This is a genomic window from Pseudarthrobacter sp. Y6, from assembly GCF_050156205.1.
Classification (GTDB): domain Bacteria; phylum Actinomycetota; class Actinomycetes; order Actinomycetales; family Micrococcaceae; genus Arthrobacter.
Map to the genome: position 1 here is coordinate 1718666 of NZ_CP189574.1, position 16841 is coordinate 1735506.

15 protein-coding genes and 1 tRNA gene are annotated in these 16841 nt (G+C 65.8%); 6 read left to right on the forward strand and 10 right to left on the reverse strand.

Translation table 11 applies throughout. From position 1 onward, the window contains the following. Positions 1–15 precede the first annotated feature (15 nt). Positions 16–498 carry a Fur family transcriptional regulator gene (locus ACQCSW_RS08185; RefSeq protein ID WP_426990294.1) on the reverse strand — a complete coding sequence of 161 codons (483 nt, stop codon included), beginning with the start codon at positions 496–498 and terminating at the stop codon, positions 16–18. A 110-nt stretch (positions 499–608) separates the two neighbouring features. Between ACQCSW_RS08185 and ACQCSW_RS08190 the strand changes: the two genes are divergently transcribed. Further along, complete coding sequence (locus ACQCSW_RS08190; RefSeq protein WP_426990295.1) at positions 609–1265, forward strand: MBL fold metallo-hydrolase; 657 nt, start codon at positions 609–611, stop codon at positions 1263–1265. A 4-nt stretch (positions 1266–1269) separates the two neighbouring features. Here ACQCSW_RS08190 and ACQCSW_RS08195 read toward each other — a convergent pair whose 3' ends face one another. Continuing rightward, positions 1270–2349 carry a PLP-dependent cysteine synthase family protein gene (locus ACQCSW_RS08195; RefSeq protein ID WP_426990296.1) on the reverse strand — a complete coding sequence of 360 codons (1080 nt, stop codon included), beginning with the start codon at positions 2347–2349 and terminating at the stop codon, positions 1270–1272. A gap of 111 nt (positions 2350–2460) precedes the next feature. On the opposite strand from ACQCSW_RS08195, the gene ACQCSW_RS08200 reads away from it, so the two are divergent. Genes ACQCSW_RS08200 through ACQCSW_RS08210 form a run of 3 tightly spaced genes read left to right on the forward strand, consistent with a single transcriptional unit; the run spans position 2461 to position 4948 of the window. After that, positions 2461–3348 carry a sulfurtransferase gene (locus tag ACQCSW_RS08200; RefSeq protein WP_426990297.1) on the forward strand — a complete coding sequence of 296 codons (888 nt, stop codon included), beginning with the start codon at positions 2461–2463 and terminating at the stop codon, positions 3346–3348. Beyond that, positions 3345–4523 (forward strand): NAD(P)-dependent alcohol dehydrogenase, encoded by a 1179-nt coding sequence (locus tag ACQCSW_RS08205; RefSeq protein WP_426990298.1) that lies wholly within the window; start codon positions 3345–3347, stop codon positions 4521–4523. The genes ACQCSW_RS08200 and ACQCSW_RS08205 overlap by 4 nt, the downstream gene beginning before the upstream one ends. Continuing rightward, a complete protein-coding gene (locus ACQCSW_RS08210; RefSeq protein ID WP_426990299.1) occupies positions 4520–4948 on the forward strand; it encodes an HIT family protein in 429 nt (142 codons plus the stop codon). Before ACQCSW_RS08205 ends, ACQCSW_RS08210 begins: the two co-directional genes overlap by 4 nt. Before the next feature lie 19 nt (positions 4949–4967). On the opposite strand, the gene hrpA is transcribed toward ACQCSW_RS08210, so the two are convergent. The 3 genes from hrpA to ACQCSW_RS08225 all read right to left on the reverse strand — a co-directional run bounded on the left by hrpA (position 4968) and on the right by ACQCSW_RS08225 (position 9515). Further along, complete coding sequence (gene hrpA / locus ACQCSW_RS08215) at positions 4968–8912, reverse strand: ATP-dependent RNA helicase HrpA (protein WP_426990300.1); 3945 nt, start codon at positions 8910–8912, stop codon at positions 4968–4970. 13 nt (positions 8913–8925) lie between these two features. Beyond that, positions 8926–9096: a hypothetical protein gene (locus ACQCSW_RS08220; protein WP_426990650.1), complete on the reverse strand. Its 171-nt coding sequence runs from the start codon at positions 9094–9096 to the stop codon at positions 8926–8928. A 251-nt stretch (positions 9097–9347) separates the two neighbouring features. Further along, a complete protein-coding gene (locus tag ACQCSW_RS08225) occupies positions 9348–9515 on the reverse strand; it encodes a hypothetical protein (RefSeq protein WP_426990301.1) in 168 nt (55 codons plus the stop codon). Between the two features lie 81 nt (positions 9516–9596). Here ACQCSW_RS08225 and ACQCSW_RS08230 point away from each other — a divergent pair, with 81 nt between their 5' ends. Then, a complete protein-coding gene (locus ACQCSW_RS08230) occupies positions 9597–10565 on the forward strand; it encodes a GlxA family transcriptional regulator (protein WP_426990302.1) in 969 nt (322 codons plus the stop codon). Positions 10566–10596: 31 nt separating this feature from the next. Here the strand turns inward: ACQCSW_RS08230 and ACQCSW_RS08235 are convergent, their stop codons facing one another. Further along, positions 10597–10938 carry a protealysin inhibitor emfourin gene (locus ACQCSW_RS08235; protein ID WP_426990303.1) on the reverse strand — a complete coding sequence of 114 codons (342 nt, stop codon included), beginning with the start codon at positions 10936–10938 and terminating at the stop codon, positions 10597–10599. Positions 10939–11000: 62 nt separating this feature from the next. Continuing rightward, the gene (locus tag ACQCSW_RS08240; protein ID WP_426990304.1) at positions 11001–12059 is read right to left on the reverse strand and encodes a M4 family metallopeptidase; all 1059 of its coding nucleotides are present in this window, start codon (positions 12057–12059) and stop codon (positions 11001–11003) included. Between the two features lie 308 nt (positions 12060–12367). Between ACQCSW_RS08240 and ACQCSW_RS08245 the strand changes: the two genes are divergently transcribed. Continuing rightward, positions 12368–14059 carry a DUF222 domain-containing protein gene (locus ACQCSW_RS08245; protein ID WP_426990305.1) on the forward strand — a complete coding sequence of 564 codons (1692 nt, stop codon included), beginning with the start codon at positions 12368–12370 and terminating at the stop codon, positions 14057–14059. Between the two features lie 228 nt (positions 14060–14287). On the opposite strand, the gene ACQCSW_RS08250 is transcribed toward ACQCSW_RS08245, so the two are convergent. The 3 genes from ACQCSW_RS08250 to ACQCSW_RS08260 all read right to left on the reverse strand — a co-directional run bounded on the left by ACQCSW_RS08250 (position 14288) and on the right by ACQCSW_RS08260 (position 16840). Next, a tRNA-Arg gene (locus ACQCSW_RS08250) sits at positions 14288–14360 on the reverse strand. Between the two features lie 78 nt (positions 14361–14438). Further along, positions 14439–15977 (reverse strand): ferredoxin--NADP reductase, encoded by a 1539-nt coding sequence (locus tag ACQCSW_RS08255; protein WP_426990306.1) that lies wholly within the window; start codon positions 15975–15977, stop codon positions 14439–14441. Next, complete coding sequence (locus ACQCSW_RS08260; protein ID WP_426990307.1) at positions 15974–16840, reverse strand: FAD:protein FMN transferase; 867 nt, start codon at positions 16838–16840, stop codon at positions 15974–15976. Before ACQCSW_RS08260 ends, ACQCSW_RS08255 begins: the two co-directional genes overlap by 4 nt. Between the last annotated feature and the right edge of the window lies 1 nt (position 16841).

A 16841-nucleotide genomic window follows, 5' to 3' on the forward strand; every position in this document is an offset into this window, starting at 1 on the left:
CGGCGGCGCAGGCCGTCAAAGCTTGCCGGCGGCCCTGAGGGCTGTGCAGTCCGGGCACAGGCCGAAGATCTCCACGGTGTGCGCCACCTCGGTGTAGCCGTGTTCGGTGGCGATCCGGGCGGCCCAGGTTTCCACCGCCGGGGCCTCGACTTCCACAGCCTTCCCGCAGCTGCGGCACAGCAGATGGTGGTGGTGCCCGGTAACGGCGCAGCGCCGGTAAACGGCTTCTCCCTCGCCGTTGCGCAGCACATCCACGAGGCCTTCGTCGGCGAGGGACTGCAGGATCCGGTACGCCGTTGCCAAGGAAACCGAGACGCCCTTGTTCTGCAGGATGCGGTAGAGCTCCTGCGTGCTGACGAAGTCATCCAGCTCGTCCAGGGCAGCGCTAACGGCCACGCGCTGCTTGGTGACGCGCTGCTCCTTGCCGGGCACACTCCCGGCGCCTGCGCCGGATGAAGCGTTCGACGGCGTCGCGTCAGCTTTGGTGCCGAACGGCATGAAGGTACTCGCTTCCCTGAGGGACGGTGGCAATCATCAAGATTACCAGCCGGGAGCGCCCCGCCAAGCGAGCCTTGGACAAGCGTGGGGCCGGACCCTAGGCTGGCGCCATGAAGCTGACAAAATACACCCACGCGTGCATCCGGCTCGAGAAGGACGGCCGGGTGCTGGTGCTGGATCCGGGAACATTCTCCGAGACGGCCGAAGCCCTGGACGGGGCGCAGGCCGTGCTCATCACCCACGAGCACGGCGACCATGTGGATGTGCCGGCCATGGTCAACGCGCTGGGCGGCTCGGACGGCCTGGCGGTCTTCGCGCCGGCCGGCGTGGCCGCCCACCTGCGGGAGGAGGCACCGCAGGCGGCAGCCCGGATCCACACGGTCGAACCCGGTTCCAGTTTTGACGCAGCCGGCTTCGATGTCCGCAGCTTCGGCGGACAGCATGCACTCATCCATCCTCAGGTTCCCATCGTCGCCAACATCGGCTATTTGGTGGACGGCAACGTTTACCACCCGGGGGACTCCTTCATCATCCCGGACGGCCTCAGCGTGCAGACGCTGCTGGTTCCGCTCCACGCGCCGTGGAGCAAGGTCAGCGAGGTGGTGGATTTTGTCATCGCCGTCCGGGCCCCGCGTGCGTTCCAGATCCATGATGGGCTCCTCAACGAAAGGGGCCTGAAGGTCGCAGAATCCCATGTTGCCAGGCTGGGTCGGAAATACGGCACCGAGTACAGCCGCCTTGCCCCGCGGGAATCGGTGGAGGTCTGATCAGCTACGCGTTCCAGACGCCGGTCTCGAAAAACCGGCGGATGCCTTCCTCATGCGGCTCGGGTTCCAGGCCTTGGCCTGACAGCCATTCTGGATTGTAGTAGTTGCCCGCATAGCGGTCGCCGCCGTCGCACATCAACGACACAATGCTGCCGCGCTGTCCTTCGGCGACCATTTCCGCCACGAGTTGCCAGACACCCCATAGGTTGGTGCCGGTGGACGGTCCGGCGTGCAGGTCGGCGACGGTGTGCAGGTGCCGCATTGCTGCGACGGAGGCGGCATCGGGAACCTGGATCATGTGGTCGATGACGGCGGGCACAAAGCTCGGTTCCATCCGCGGGCGGCCGATGCCTTCGATCCGTGACGGCAGGCCGGTGCTGGTCCCACCCGCACCGTTCACCCAACCGGGGTAAAACGCGGAATTCTCCGGGTCTACCACCGCAAGGCGCGTGTCGTGGCCGCGGTAGCGCAGGTAGCGGCCGATGGTCGCGCTGGTGCCGCCGGTCCCCGCGCCCACCACGATCCAGCGGGGAACGGGGTGTTCCTCCAGCGCCAACTGCCCGAAGATGGACTCCGCGATGTTGTTGTTGCCGCGCCAGTCCGTGGCACGCTCCGCGTAGGTGAACTGGTCCATGTAGTGGCCGTTGGACGTGGCCGCGACTTCCGTCGCCGCGGCATAAACCTCTGAGGCATGGTCAACCAACAGGCACGAGCCCCCGAACTGTTCGATCAGCGCGATCTTCTCCGGGCTTGTCGTGCGGGTCATGACCGCTACGAACGGCAACCCCAGGAGCTGCGCGAAATATGCCTCCGATACCGCGGTGCTGCCGCTGGAAGCCTCCACGATGGTGGTACCTTCGCGGATCCAGCCGTTGACCAGGCCAAAGAGGAACAGCGAGCGGGCCAGCCGGTGCTTGAGGCTCCCCGAACGGTGCGTGGATTCGTCCTTGAGGTAAAGCTGGACGCCCCAGTGCTGCGGGAGCGGTACCGAGTAGAGATGGGTATCGGCGGATCGGTTGTTTTCTGCGTTGACTTTTCTGATGGCCTCGTCAGCCCAGGCCCGGTCCGTGCTCGTGTTCTTCACCGGACCAACTCTAGCTGCGACAGAGCGCCTGGCCCTCCCTGCCAGGCGCTGCCGCAGCTAGAGTTGGATCAGCGACTGCACACCTCACCAGCACAATTGCTAAGGAGAACGATGGGCCCACTGATGGCTGTCCAGGCTTTGGCGGCGCGCTTCGACGCCGGACATCGGACCGTGGTTCTGGACGTCCGCTGGGCGCTGGGGGACCCGCACGGCCGGGAACACTACCTTGGGGGCCACCTCCCGCGGGCAGTTTTTGTGGACCTTGCCACCGAGCTGGCGACGCCGGCTACCCCGGCCCGCGGCAGGCACCCGCTGCCCACCGACGCGGAATTCCAGGAGACTGCCAGGCGCTGGGGGATCAACAACGGCGACGTTGTGGTGGCCTATGACAACAGCGGCAACATGGCTGCCGCCCGGCTCTGGTGGATGCTCCGCAACGCCGGGTTCCAGGACGTGTACCTGCTCGACGGCGGCCTGGCCGCCTGGCGGGACGCCGGACTGCCGTTGGACACCGGACCGGCGGAGGCCGCCGTCGGGCGTGTTTCCTTTGACGTTTCCCCTGCTGGAGGCAGGATGCCCAGCATCGACGCGGCCGGAGCTGCAGACTGGCCGGCAACGGGCGTCCTCCTGGATGCCCGGGCCGGCGAAAGGTACCGGGGCGAATTTGAACCCGTTGACCCCCGCGCCGGCCACATTCCGGGCGCCCGGAGCGCACCAACAACGGCGAACGTGGACGGGGCCGGCTATTTCCTGCCCGCGGACGAGCTGCGGCGCCGGTTCGAGGACCTCGGCATCCGCGACGACGTCCCGGTGGCCGTGTACTGCGGCTCGGGCGTGACCGCCGCCCATGAGGTGGCCGCCCTCGAAATCGCTGGATTCCGGGCCGCCCTCTATCCGGGATCCTTCTCGGAATGGTCGAACAATCCCGCGCTGCCGGTAGCGACGGGCAACAGGCCGAGTGGCGATGCGGCGGCCCGCGGGGGTAGCGTCGAAGGATGACCCCAGGACGCCCCGTACCGCCGCCCCTTGCCCGCCCCGTAATGCCGAATGATGCTGTTACCGATCCTGCTGCGGACCTGGACACCGATCCGGGCACCGGCCTGCTGGCCGCCGCCTATGGCGCGGTTTCCCCTGACAGCGGCCTGGCACCCCTGACGCTTGCCCGGCGTGCCCCGAAAGCGGACGACGTCGAGATTGCCATCGAATTCTGCGGCCTGTGCCACTCGGATGTGCACGCCACCCGTGGCGAATGGGGTAACCAGAAATATCCACTGGTCCCCGGCCACGAAATCGTCGGAACTGTCAGCCGCGTCGGCTCGGCCGTGACTGACTTCACCCCGGGGGACCGCGTGGGCGTCGGGTGCATGGTTGATTCCTGCCGCGAATGCGAAAGCTGCCTCGACGGCCTGGAACAGTACTGTGAAAACGGGATGACCGGGACCTACGGCGGCAAGGATTCGCGTAACGGCGATGCCATCACCCAGGGCGGCTACTCGTCGGCCGTGGTGGTGGACCGGCGCTACGTGGTCCGTGTGCCCGGCAACCTGGACCCGGCCGCCGTCGCCCCCTTGCTCTGCGCGGGTGTCACCACGTTCTCTCCCTTGCGGCACTTTGACGTGGAGGAAGGCGACGTTGTGGGCGTGGTGGGGCTCGGCGGGCTCGGACACATGGCCGTGAAGCTCGCCAAGGCCATGGGGGCGGTGGTGAAAGTCTTCACCACTTCCGAAGGCAAGGTGCCGGCCGCGCTGGAACTCGGGGCCGACGAAGTGATCCTGTCCCGGGACACGGACGCCATGGCCGCCGCGGACCGCACCATCGACCTCATTATCGACACTGTGGCCGCTCCGCACGACCTGAATCCGTTCTTCCGTACCCTGCGCGTGGACGGTGCGCTGTTCCAGCTGGGCCTGCCGTCGGACGCCATGCCGCCGGTCAACCCCGGAGCCCTGATCCGGAGGCGGATAGCCTACGCTGGCTCGCTGATCGGGGGCATTGCCGAAACGCAGGAGATGCTCGATTTTTGCGCCGCCCATGGAGTGGTGGCGGATATCGAACTGGTTCGCGCAGAGCAGCTGAATGAGGCCTACGACCGCATGGTGGCAGGCGACGTTAAATACCGGTTTGTGCTGGACACCAGCACCCTGCAGGCTCCGGCCGAGAAGGCAGACGCATGAGCACCCTGTTCACCAAGATCATCAATGGCGAGATCCCCGGACGATTTGTCTGGCGGGAGGCTGACGTTGCGGCCTTCATGACCACGGCTCCCCTGGCAGACGGGCACACGCTGGTGGTCCCCATCGAGGAGGTGGACCGCTGGACCGATGCGCCCCCGGAAACCCTCGCGAAGGTGATGGAAGTGGCCCGCCGGATCGGTGCCGTGCAGCTGGACGTCTTCCCGGCCGAGCGGGCGGGGCTGATTGTGGCCGGGTACGAGATCAACCACCTGCACGTCCACGTGTGGCCGTCCAGGACCATGGCTGATTTCGATTTCGCCTCGGCCGACCAGAACCCGGACCCCGCAGTGCTGGACGCGAACGCCGAAAAGCTGCGTGCCGGGCTCCGGGCCGCCGGCTACGCGGAGTTCGTTCCCGCAAACTGAGCCTGCTGCTCGCGCCGGTCTAGGCCGGCGCGAGCGCCTTGTTAAGGACAGCCCTGATCCGCTTTTCGGAGACGGAATAGGCCGTTCCGAGTTCGACGGCGAAGAGGCTCACCCGCAGCTCTTCGATCATCCAGCGGACCTGGGTCAGTTCGGCACCCACCCGGCGCCCGGGCAGCAGAGCCGACACGGCGTCGTCGTAATCGTCTTCCAGCCGCTGGACCGCGGCCATGCTCAGGCCGTCCCGCTGGACGTTGCCGGGGAGCTTTTCGAGGCGTTTCTCGATGGCGGCAAGGTAGCGGGGGAGCTGGCTCAGCTGCTTGTAGCCCGTGCGGGCCACAAATCCCGGGAACACGAGCTGCTCAAGCTGGCTCCTGACATCCTTCAGGGCGCTGATCAGCGCCAGGCTGGTGGTGCCGTTCAGCAGTGTCTCAATGCGCCGGGTGCTGGCCAGGACGCGCTCCACCACGGCCGTCACACTGAAGACCGTATCGATGAGTTCCGCGCGGACCTGCTCGTAGAGGGCGTCGAAGGACCCCCGGTCCCACGGGAGTTCCGCCGGGGTCAGTTTGTCCACGGCAGCCAGGGCGCAATCGGCAATGAGGGCTGACACTGAACCGTGCGGATTCTGGCTGAACGTCAGCTTTTCGGTGTTGTTCAGATGTTCCAGGACGTAGCGGTCCGGTGCCGGTACCCTGAGGGCGAGGAGCCGGATCACGCCGCCGCGGATGGCCTCAAGCTGCTCCGACGAGGTCTGGAAGACGCGCAGCGCCACGGACGTTCCTTCATCCACCAAGGCTGGATAGCCGGTGACAGTGTGGCCCTTGACGGTGTTGCTGACCTGCCGCTGCACCGTGCCGAAGGCCCACTCGGTCAGGCCGGTCTGTTCCTTGAAGCCTGTGCCGCTGCCGGCCGAATTTCCGCCTGCCGATGACGCGGGTACTGTCCCGCCGGACTTTCCGGGTGACTTCGAATTTCCAAGAGACTGCGGAGCCGTGGTTCCGGGTGTCGCCCCCAGGGATTCAGCAATAGCGCGGCGTGTTGCCGGGGCCAGCCGCTCCTGCAGGGCTGCGAGGTCCTTGCCCTCATCCACCACCTTGCCCTGGGTATCGATAACCTTGAAGCTCACCCGCAGATGGGACGGCACCGCGTCCCAGTTCCAGGAACCGGGCGGGATGACGTGGCCGCGGATCCGGCGCAGGGCCAGTTCCAGTGAAGCTTCCAGCTCATCGTGGGCCGGATCAAAGTCCGATTCCAGGGCAGCGACGGCTTGCCGGGCCACATCCGGAGCGGGGACAAAGTTCTTGCGGACCTGCTTGGGGAGCGACTTGATCAGGGCAGCCACAAGCTCCGCCCGCTGGCCAGGGATCAGCCAGCGGAAGGCGGCATCATCGAGCTGGTTGAGGAAGAGCACCGGGACTTCGGCCGTGACGCCGTCGGACGGGTTGGGCGGTGAACCGGGCGCCACCGGGTGGAACTCGTAGCTGAGCGGCAGCTCGAAGCCCTTGTGCAACAAGGTTTTCGGATAAGCGGCTTCGTCCAGGTCATCGGCGTCGTTGTTCAGCAGCAGTGACTTGTCGTAGGCCAGGAGGTCCGGATTCTGCTGCCGGGCCTCCTTCCACCACTTGTCGAAGTGCCGTTCGGACACAACGTCGGGGCCGATCCTGGCGTCGTAGAACTCAAAAAGCGTTTCATCGTCCACCAGCAGGTCGCGGCGGCGCATCCTGGCCTCGAGCTCCTCGACCTCAAGGAGCAGGGCGCGGTTGCGGTGGAAGAACTTGTGGTGCGTTTTCCAGTCGCCTTCCACCAGGGCGTGCCGGATGAACAGCTCGCGGGCCAGCACAGGATCCACTCGGCTGTAGTTGACCCGGCGCTGCGGGATGATGGGCACGCCATACAGGGTGACCTTCTCGTACGCCATGACCGCGCCCATTTTGGTGGACCAGTGCGGCTCGCTGTAGCTGCGCTTGACGAGGTCCGGCGCCACCTGTTCTGCCCAGACGGGATCGAACTTGGCTGCCACCCTGGCCCAGAGGCGGCTCGTCTCCACGAGTTCGGCCGCCATCACAAACGTGGGGGACTTCTTGAAGAGCGACGAGCCAGGGAAAATTGCGAAGCGGCTGCCGCGGGCGCCCGCGTATTCGCGCTTGCGCTCGTCCAGGATGCCGATGTGGCTCAGCAGGCCGGACAGCAGGCTCATATGGATGCCTTCGTGGTTGCCCACGGGATCGGCCAGGCGCTTGTTGTCCAGGCTGATCCCGAGCGGGCTGGCCATCTGGCGGAGCTGGGCGAAGAGATCCTGCCATTCCCTGACCCGAAGGTAGTTGATGAACTCGGTCCGGCACAGGCGGCGGAACTGGGTGGACGAGAGTTCCTGCTGTTTCTCCTGCAGATAGTTCCACAGGTTCAGGAAACCGGTGAAATCCGAGTTTTCATCGCGGAAGCGGGCATGCTTCTCGGCGGCGAGCTGCTGCTTGTCCGTTGGACGCTCGCGCGGGTCCTGGATGGTCAGTGCCGCGGCCAGGATCATTACCTCGCGGACGCAGCCGCGCTTGCCGGCCTCCACAATCATCCGGCCGAGGCGGGGATCCACCGGCAGCTGGGCAAGCTGGTGTCCGACGGCGGTGAGCCCGCCGCTCTTGGCGTCACCTGGCCGGACGGCATTCAAGGCGCCGAGCTCGCGCAGGAGAGTAACGCCGTCGTTGATTGCCCTTGAGTCCGGCGGCTCGACGAACGGGAAGTTCTCCACGTCCTTGGGCCCACGGGCAACACCCATGGCGGTCATCTGCAGGATGACTGCCGCCAGGTTGGTGCGCAGAATTTCCGGATCCGTGAACAGCGGCCGGGAGTCGAAGTCCTCTTCCGAATAGAGCCGGATGGCGATGCCGTCCGACACACGGCCGCACCGGCCGGAGCGCTGGTTCGCCGAAGCCTGCGACACACGCTCGATGGGCAGCCGCTGGACCTTGGTGCGGTGCGAGTAGCGCGAGATGCGGGCCGTGCCGGTGTCGATGACGTACTTGATGCCCGGGACGGTCAGGGACGTCTCGGCCACGTTGGTGGCCAGCACAATCCGGCGGTTTCGGCCGGGGTGGAACACCTTGTGCTGTTCCTGCAGGCTTAGGCGGGCGAACAGCGGGAGTACCTCGGTGCCGGCCAGGCGCCGGTTGGACTGGATTCTGGCGTTCAGTGCGTCGGCCGCATCGCGGATCTCGCGCTCGCCGGTGAAAAAGACCAGGATGTCGCCGGGAGCCTCGCTGGCGAGCTCGTCCACGGCATCGCATACGGCGTCCAGGGGATCGCGGTCCTCCTCGAGTTCGTCATCGGAGGCCTCGTCGTCGGCCGCACCGCCGGCTGGCTGGGAAAGCGGCCGGTACCGGATCTCCACAGGGAACGTGCGCCCGGACACCTCGATGATGGGGGAGGGCTCGTCGTCGGACCCGAAGTGCTTGGCGAAACGCTCCGGATCGATCGTGGCCGAGGTGATGATGATTTTCAGATCCGGCCGCTGCGGCAGGATGCGCTTGAGGTAGCCCAAAATGAAGTCGATGTTGAGGCTGCGCTCGTGCGCTTCGTCAATGATGATGGCGTTGTATTTGCGCAGCAGCTTGTCCCGCTGGATCTCTGCTAGCAGGATGCCGTCAGTCATGAGCTTGACCTTGGTGGCGCGGCTGACTTCGCCGGTGAACCGCACCTGGAAACCGACTTCCTGGCCGATCTCCACACCGAGTTCCTCGGCGATGCGCTCAGCGACCGTGCGGGCTGCGAGCCGCCGCGGCTGGGTGTGCCCGATCAGGCCGTTGTCGCCAAGGCCCAGCTCAAGGCACATTTTGGGAATCTGGGTGGTCTTGCCGGAGCCGGTCTCGCCGGCAATGATGGTCACCTGATTGGCGGCAATGGCAGCCATCAGGTCCTCGCGGCGCTCGGAAACGGGCAGCTCAGCAGGGTAGGAGATATGAAATGTCATGGCTGCAGCCAGTCTACTGGGGAGGCGTCTGTTTCCCGCTCTTGCCACCGTCGACCCCGCCGTCCACCCCGACCTGCTCCCGGCCTCCCGGATAGGCGGCCGGGACGCCGGAGCGGGACGTGACGTGGAACTTCGCGTAGATCCGGGTCAGGTGAAACTGCGCCGTTTTGACCGAGACATGCAGCTCCGCGGCGGCTTCCCTATTGCTGAGCCCAGCACCTTTCCGATGACATCGCTTCGGCCGTCAAGCCGGAACTGGTTCTGAGCCCCACCGAGCGCGGCAACGGGGCAGGCAGCGAGGTCACCTATTACTTCGTTCTGGATGCAGTCCGCGCCTGATATGTCAGCACACGAAAGGACCCGGCTCTTATGAGCCGGGTCCTTTCGTGTTAATACTGATGGGTTAATAATGGCGGCCTGAGGGATGCCTGCGGGTTAGAAAATGCGCAGGGTGTAGTTGACGCTGGGCAGGTCCCGGGCGGACCAGGGCTGGTCGGAGGCGACGGGCGGGGTGTGGCCGCGGCCATCACGCAGGAGCGCTGAGGCGGTGGCGGCGAGAACGACGAGGAGCAGGACCACTAGGGCGATTCCGAAGATTTCCATGACTCAATGCTGCTCCGGTGCATGTTCAAGAAACAGTGGCAGAAATGCCCAAAAAGCGCGAATTTCTGCCACAATGGAAGCATGCTGAAATCAGTGGCAGTCATCATGGTCCCCAACTTCTCGATCTTCGAGTTCGCCACCGCATTCGAGGTGTTCGGCATCGACAGGTCGGGTCGCGGCAGTAACGTCCCCGCGTTTGACTTCCGGGCCTGCACGCCCGAGCCCGGAAACGTCCGCTTGAAATCAGGCCTCTCCATGAATGTCCCCTTGGGGCTCGATGCCACGGCGGACGCGGACCTCGTGATCATGACGCCCTTCGGACGCGATGAGGACGTTCCGGAATCCGTTATGGAGGCATTGCGGGCCGCGCACGCCCGGGGCGCCTGGGTGATGTCCATCTGTTCCGGAGCCTTCGCCCTGGCCCGCGCCGGTCTTCTGAACGGGCGGCGCTGCACCACCCATTGGCACTATTCCCATGAGCTCGCAAGCCGGTACCCGGACGTGCAGGTCGATGAAAACGTGCTCTATGTGCAGGACGGCAACCTGATCACCAGCGCCGGAACCGCGGCAGGGATTGATGCCTGCCTCCATCTGGTGCGCGTTGAGTTCGGCGCCAATGTAGCCGCCGCAATTGCCCGGGACATGGTGGTGCCGCCGCATCGTGACGGTGGCCAGGCGCAGTTCATTGACCGGCCCGTGCCTGCTTGTGGATCGGCGCCGATGGAAGAGCTGCTGCGCTGGATGGTGCAGAACCTGGAGCAGGAGCACACCGTTGTTGAATTGGCGTCCCGCGTGCACATGTCAGCCAGGACCTTTGCCCGCCGCTTCCGCTCCGAAACGGGGGCGACACCTGCTGCCTGGCTGAACTCGCAGCGGGTCCTCCGGGCGCAGGAGCTGTTGGAATCCACTGACCTGAACATCGACGAAGTTGCCCGGGAATCGGGCTTTGGCCACCCCGTCCTGCTCCGGCATCACTTTGCCAAGGTGCTGGACACCAGCCCGCAGTCCTACCGCCGGGCGTTCCGCGGGCAACTGGTAACGGCGGGGTAGCCGTCCATGCGGCTAGGCCTTAGCCGGGCGACTAAGCCGGGGCAGGCCCTTGCGGTCCAGGAGTGTCTTGCCGTCCGGGGCTGTCCTCGGAGGCCGCCCGGGTGCTGTCCACCAGCACGCGCCATGGTCCTGTGACAGCTTGCTCAGACAGTGCCGCACGGCGCTGGCCGGCCCGGATCGAATAGATGAATCGGTCGGGCTGGTTGCCTTGCACCTCCGCGGCTGCGGCCCTGACGGTCTTGGGCACCGCGTCCCAAGGGCATGCTTCCACAATGGGTTGCCACTGGCTTTTTGCGCTCTCGGTCTGGGCGTGCACTGTCCATATGCGGGTCAGGGCTGCGATGCCGCCGCTGCGCTCGACACTGATCTTCATGGCCTGGGTCCTGGGCTTTCCTGCAGCCTGGCCGTCGGGGCTCGCGGCGGGCAGGCGTTCAACTAAAGCTTGACCTTCACAGTTTCCCACGCCTGCCGCACGGCGTCATGCTCCGGAGAATCGGTGCCGAACAGGTCGACGGCGGATGCCGCCGTCGCCCTCGCGAATAGGCGGAAGGTGGCGGTGGCAGGCAGCGAGCCGCCGGTCAGTGCGTCGTACCAGATCCGTCCCGGTGCCTCCCAGGCGTTGCCGCCGAGGGACTCCGCCGTGAGGTAGAAGGCCCGGTTGGGGATGCCGGAGTTGATGTGGACGCCGCCGTTGTCGGCGCTGGTCCGCACGTACGAGTCCATCGAATCTGGCTGGGGATCCTTACCCAGCACGTCGTCGTCGTACGCTGTTCCCGGGGCTTTCAGGGAGCGGAGAGCCGATCCCTCAACCTGAGCCGTGAAAAGTCCTTCGCCGATCAGCCAGCTGGCGTCGGTCACGGACTGCCTGTTCAGGTACTGTTCCACGAGCGCGCCGAAAACGTCGGACATGGATTCGTTGATGGCACCTGCCTGGTTGCGGTAAGCCAGCCCCGCCGAGTACTGCGTGACGCCGTGTGTGAGTTCGTGCCCGATGACGCTCAGCGACCGCGTAAAACGTTCGAAAACTTCGCCGTCGCCGTCGCCGAAGACCATCTGCCGGCCGTCCCAGAAAGCATTGTCGTAGAGCTTGCCAAAATGCACAGTGGCATCGAGCGGCAGGCCTTCGCCGTCGATGGAGTTACGGCCGAAGATGTCGGCAAACAGGCGATGCGTGTGCCCAAGGCCGTCGTACGCCTCATCAGCGGACGGATCGCCGGAAGCCGGTTCGCCTTCCTTGCGTACGAGCTTTCCGGGAAGGTTCTCGGAACCGCCGGCATCGTAAATGCTCCTTTTGGGCGGGCCCGGGCGGACGTCCCGCAGTGCCGGGGGAGCGGCCGGAACCGGCAGGGTACGGGCCGACTGGACTGACCGGACGTGGCTCAGCGCTTCCTTGGCCGCCCGCGCGGCGGCTGAAAACTGCGGCTCGTCCAGGCGGGCCAGCCGCCGCAGCATGTAAGGCGGAATGATTGAACAGAATGTGGCTGGAACGTGCATGGCCTACCCCCTCGAGTTCGTTGAATCAGCCTACGAGGGGCCACCGACAATCTGTTGAAGGCGCACTCAAGCCAGGGCGAATGGACACTTGCGGCCCTGATTCACCGCTACCTACTAGCGCCAGCCGACAGTTGTGGCCCGAGTTTCTTTTGCCGCCCCAAATCTGATGCGCCGCTGCCGCTGCGACCCGGCCGGACCTTGTGATGCTGACCCGCTGGGCAGGCAGACCGAAGCACACGTGCACGGATTCGCCGTAGGACAACCGACCGAGCGCCTCAAATGTCAGACCCCGCTGGGATGCTTTGAGTATGGAAAGTAGGGCAGCTTCGGGAACGGAAAGCAGGGACGCCTTTGAGGCTATCGCCGCGTCCGTGGCCGAGCTCGGCCGGATTGGCCGCGGGGCCGGCTCTGACGGGTGCGATGCTGACCCTCTACGCCGGCGAGCCGAGGACTGTCTGGACCGGTTGGCCGAAATCGCCCGGCTGGAAGCCCGGACCGCGGCGTTGAAGATCCAGACGGCCGTCGAGTATGCCGACGCGGCCAGGCTAGTGTCATCCTCTGCTATGTCACCGCAGGACTACGCAGCCCAGGAGATGGCTGTGGTTGCTGAGGTCGCCTGTGTCTTGACGGTCAGTGAACGGACGGCCGGTGCGCTCCTGTCCGAAGCCCACACTCTCATCACCAGCCTGCCTCTGACGATGTCCGCGCTGCAAGCCGGGACGATTTCGTGGCAACACGCCCGGATCATGGTCGACGAAACCGTGAACCTGGACCCTGCCGGCGCCCATGCGCTCGAGGCGCATTTTCTGGACCCGGACGCGGTGAACCCGGCTCGGGGGTGCCCGGCCGGGGAGCTCGTCCCTGGCCGGTTCCGCCATAAGGCCCGGACGTGGCGGGAACGGCATCACCCGGTCAGCATCGAAAAGCGCCACATCACGAGCGCCGCAGATCGGCGCTTGGAGTATGCACCGGACCGCGACGGTATGGCCTGGCTCTCCGCCTACCTGCCGGCCGATCAGGCCGCGGGGATCTGGGAACGCACCACCAGCGCGGCAAGAGCGCTCCAAGGCCCGGACGAAGACCGGACTCTCAGCCAGCTCCGCGCCGACATCGCCGCCGCTTGGCTCCTCGGCAACACCGGTGACCCATCTGGCGAACTAATCGGGGGTGTTCCGTCGCCGCGGGCGCAGGTGCTCGTCACGGTCCCGGTGCTGTCCCTGCTGGGTGTCACCGATGAACCGGCCACCCTGGACGGATACGGGCCGATCCCGCCGTCGATGGCCCGGCAACTGATCGCCGACGGCGCCGAGTCCTTCCACCGCGTCCTGATCGACCCACGTGACGGTGCTCCGCTGGAAATCGGGCGGACCAGCTACCGCGTCACGAAAGCCCAACGCCAATGGCTCAGGCTGCGGGACGGGAAGTGCCCGTTCCCCGGCTGCAGCAACCACTCCCTCGACAACGAAGCCGACCATATCCTCGCCTGGGCCGACGGCGGCACCACCGGTATCAAGAATCTCGGTTCGCCGTGCCCCAAACACCACCGGCTCAGACATACCACCGGCTGGACACCCACCACCGCCACCAAAAACGAACCACCCGGCTGGATATCACCGACCGGACGGCACTACGCCAGCGAACACTCCGACTGGGAACCACTTAGGTGGCCAATACCTTGGCCAGACGCCGCCCTCCATGCCGATCCGGGAGCACCCGAAGACGCCCTTACGGCCAGCCCGCTGCCGGAGGATCCCTTTCCGGAGCTTCACCTTGCCGACCTTCAGCTGCCCGATGATCAGCTGCCCGACGATGAACTGCCCGACGGTGAACTGTCCGACGATGAACTGCCCGACGATGAACTGCCCGACGGTGAACTGTCCGACGATGAACTGCCCGACGATGAACTGCCCGACGGTGCGCTGTTCCCGGACGACGCACCCTTGGGCGGTCCGCCGCCCGATGACCCCTACCCGAACTGGCAACTCGTCGTCACCGCCTGATGGCGCGATCTCCAAACAGGACAGAATTCCAACGGAACAGAATTGCACGCGCAGGTCGAGCGGACAGAGCCTGAAAGTCCGGCGACTTAGGTGCATTTCATCATTGTCTCTTTGAGCCGGGGCCCTGCGTGAGGGCTGCGTGACCGAGGTGTGGGCAGCCGGCGTTCGCGTCTGACGGGCGAACGCAGAAACCCCCGCCGCTTTTGCAAGCGGCGGGGGTTTCATTTGTGCCCTCGATTGGAATCGAACCAACGACCTTCTGCTCCGGAGGCAGACGCTCTATCCCCTGAGCTACGAGGGCAATCCAGGGATCCTGCCGTTGCCAGCGGGACGTCCTAGAGCTTAGCAGGAAGGTGCCTGCAAGGAAAAACGGCTGGCTTCAGTACCCGGAGAAAGAGTCGACGTGCACCCGTCGCGCGCCAGCCTTCCGGGCTGCACTCCGCAGCGACGCGACGCTCGCCGGCGACCCGGAGACGTAGACAGTGCGGTCGGCAATGTCGGGGACGAGATCGAGCAATGCGGGCCCGTCCAGGTACCCTCCGTTCCCGGCATCGGTGATGAACGACGGCGGGACCGAACCGTCCGCGAGGCGTGCCAGGATGCGCGCCCCGGACGCCTGCAGCTCGGCCGCATAGGCAATTTCCGCAGGATTGCGCGCCAGCAGCAGGAGAACCACGTCCCGGTCCTGCGCGGCGCCGGAAGCCAGATGGGCGAGATAAGGCGTGATGCCGATGCCCGCGGCGATGAGGAGGACAGGGACCCGGGGATCGCGGGGCAGGACAAAATCTCCGCCCACGGACGTGGCCGCCACTTCGTCACCAGGCTTCAGGTCCAGCAGGACTTTCTTCGCCGCGGACAGGGGCTCCGCCGTCCGGACGCCAAACTTCACCGTCTCCGAACCGGGGGCGCTGGTCAAACTGAACACCCGGCGTCGGCCCTTACCGTCAGACTTGGCGTGCGGAAGATCCAGTTCCATGTACTGCCCCGGCACAAAGCGGACCGGCCGCGACGGTTCAAAGGCGAACTCCGTGGTGCTTGGCGTCAGAGGACGGGCGCCAGTGAACCGGAGCCTGAGCCCGCCCCGCTGGCCCACGAGAAACGCCAGCAGGTTGCCAACCAGCAGGGCCAGCTCCGGCGAGTTGGCGATGAAGCCGAAGTTGTAAGGCACGGCGAAGACCGCACCAACGACGGCGGCGAGCGCGAGCTGCTGCCAGCGGCGCGGCGCGAGGGTGAGCGGCTCCGTCAGCATAAAGCCGACGAAGAAAAGCAGTGGCCGTTGGGCCAGAGCCTGCCCGAGTGCGCTGCCCAGGGTAAGCCCTGCCTGCAGGAGCTCAGCGCTCACAATCGACGTGGCCACCACAAGGAATACGGCCGCCATGAGCAACTTCCGCGTCCGGTAGAGCACCAGGAGGACACCCGGGACCAGCAGCCACAGCATGGCAGGGGTCGCGGCCCACCACGTCGCGATGTTCAGCCCGGTCAGCCCGGTCACAAACGCTCCGGCGGCGGCGGGGTTGAAGATGTGGCGGCCACGCCAGGCCAACGCGTATTTCGAGGCGGAGGCCAGCACACAAGCCAGGGCCACGCCCGCCGCATCCATGGGCATAAAGGAGGGCCAGAACAGGAAATACAGCAGCAGGCCGGTGATCAGCGACGACTCGGAATGCGGACGGACGTGGAAAAGGGCAGCCAGCCCGCGGTTGGACACGTAGGTCAAGCCAAGGCACAACACTAGGTGCACCAGCATCTGCGCGATGCCGAACGTCAGCCAGCCAAGGGCATTCAGTAGGAGGCTGTACGCGGCAAGGGCTGCCAGCACCAGGAGGATCAGCCGGTACATCGTGTACTTGCCCAACAGGGTGTCCAACCGGCCGTCGGCGAAAACGGCGGTTGCCTTGGGTGCGTCAACGGGGCTCATGAGAACAGTGTCCCTTCAAATCCGGCTGAATAGGCAGCACTTCCATCAGAAAAAACCGTCAGCCAGGAAAAGTCGAAGCTCCGTTCCAGCTCGCTGCCGGGGACAAAGAACAGGGCCGTGGCCAGAGCATCAGCAACCATAGTGCTGTCCGCCATGGTCCACGTGGCTACCGCCGTGCTCACGGGCAGCCCGGTGGTGCCATCGAGTACATGGTGCAGGCCGTCGCCCCATGCCCGGCGGTTGGAAGCTGACGCGCACAAGGCGCCGCCTGCCAGCGGCACGGCCCCGATGGCCCTCGCCGGATCGTACGGGTGCTCCAACGCCACGGACACCGGCTCAGGACCGCGGTGAAACAGGTCGCCGCTGCCATCAATCACGAAGGAGTCCACGCCACAGGAGCGCAACTCAATAGCGAGAAGGTCCACCAGCTGCCCTTTCCCGGCGGCACCTATGTCCAGGACCAGGGGAGCGGAGGTGGTCAGCACACTGCCGTCCCACGTCAGTACGTCCTCCCAGCGGGGTGCGGGAAGGGCGGACCCCGCAGGCCGGAGGGTGTAGGAGGCGTCGTACCCCAGACGCTCCAGGCTGCCGCCGATCAGAGGGGTCATTGCACCGCCGGTGATGTCGTACAGGGAGCGGTACAGCCGGCCAAGGTCCGCCGCTTCCGCCGGCAGCTCATACCGCCCTGGCTTGCGGGCCATGGCACTGACTGTCGAATCGGACCGGAACCGGGACCAGCCGCCGTCGTACCGCTCCACCACGGCGAGCAGTCGGGCGCGGACACTGGCATCGAGCGGACGGGGCGTGGAGATTTCCCAACGGGTACCGATCCCGTCGAAGCGGAAGTTCTCCGAGTCCGGCACG

Excerpts from the sequence above, each read along its gene's own strand:
- ACQCSW_RS08240 (WP_426990304.1), bottom strand. The coding sequence starts at position 12,059 with ATGCACGTTCCAGCCACATTCTGTTCAATCATTCCGCCTTACATGCTG.
- ACQCSW_RS08230 (WP_426990302.1), top strand. The coding sequence starts at position 9,597 with ATGCTGAAATCAGTGGCAGTCATCATGGTCCCCAACTTCTCGATCTTC.
- ACQCSW_RS08245 (WP_426990305.1), top strand. The coding sequence starts at position 12,368 with ATGGAAAGTAGGGCAGCTTCGGGAACGGAAAGCAGGGACGCCTTTGAG.
- ACQCSW_RS08185 (WP_426990294.1), bottom strand. The coding sequence starts at position 498 with ATGCCGTTCGGCACCAAAGCTGACGCGACGCCGTCGAACGCTTCATCC.
- ACQCSW_RS08235 (WP_426990303.1), bottom strand. The coding sequence starts at position 10,938 with ATGAAGATCAGTGTCGAGCGCAGCGGCGGCATCGCAGCCCTGACCCGC.
- ACQCSW_RS08255 (WP_426990306.1), bottom strand. The coding sequence starts at position 15,977 with ATGAGCCCCGTTGACGCACCCAAGGCAACCGCCGTTTTCGCCGACGGC.
- hrpA (WP_426990300.1), bottom strand. The coding sequence starts at position 8,912 with ATGACATTTCATATCTCCTACCCTGCTGAGCTGCCCGTTTCCGAGCGC.
- ACQCSW_RS08190 (WP_426990295.1), top strand. The coding sequence starts at position 609 with ATGAAGCTGACAAAATACACCCACGCGTGCATCCGGCTCGAGAAGGAC.
- ACQCSW_RS08225 (WP_426990301.1), bottom strand. The coding sequence starts at position 9,515 with ATGGAAATCTTCGGAATCGCCCTAGTGGTCCTGCTCCTCGTCGTTCTC.
- ACQCSW_RS08200 (WP_426990297.1), top strand. The coding sequence starts at position 2,461 with ATGGGCCCACTGATGGCTGTCCAGGCTTTGGCGGCGCGCTTCGACGCC.
- ACQCSW_RS08205 (WP_426990298.1), top strand. The coding sequence starts at position 3,345 with ATGACCCCAGGACGCCCCGTACCGCCGCCCCTTGCCCGCCCCGTAATG.
- ACQCSW_RS08210 (WP_426990299.1), top strand. The coding sequence starts at position 4,520 with ATGAGCACCCTGTTCACCAAGATCATCAATGGCGAGATCCCCGGACGA.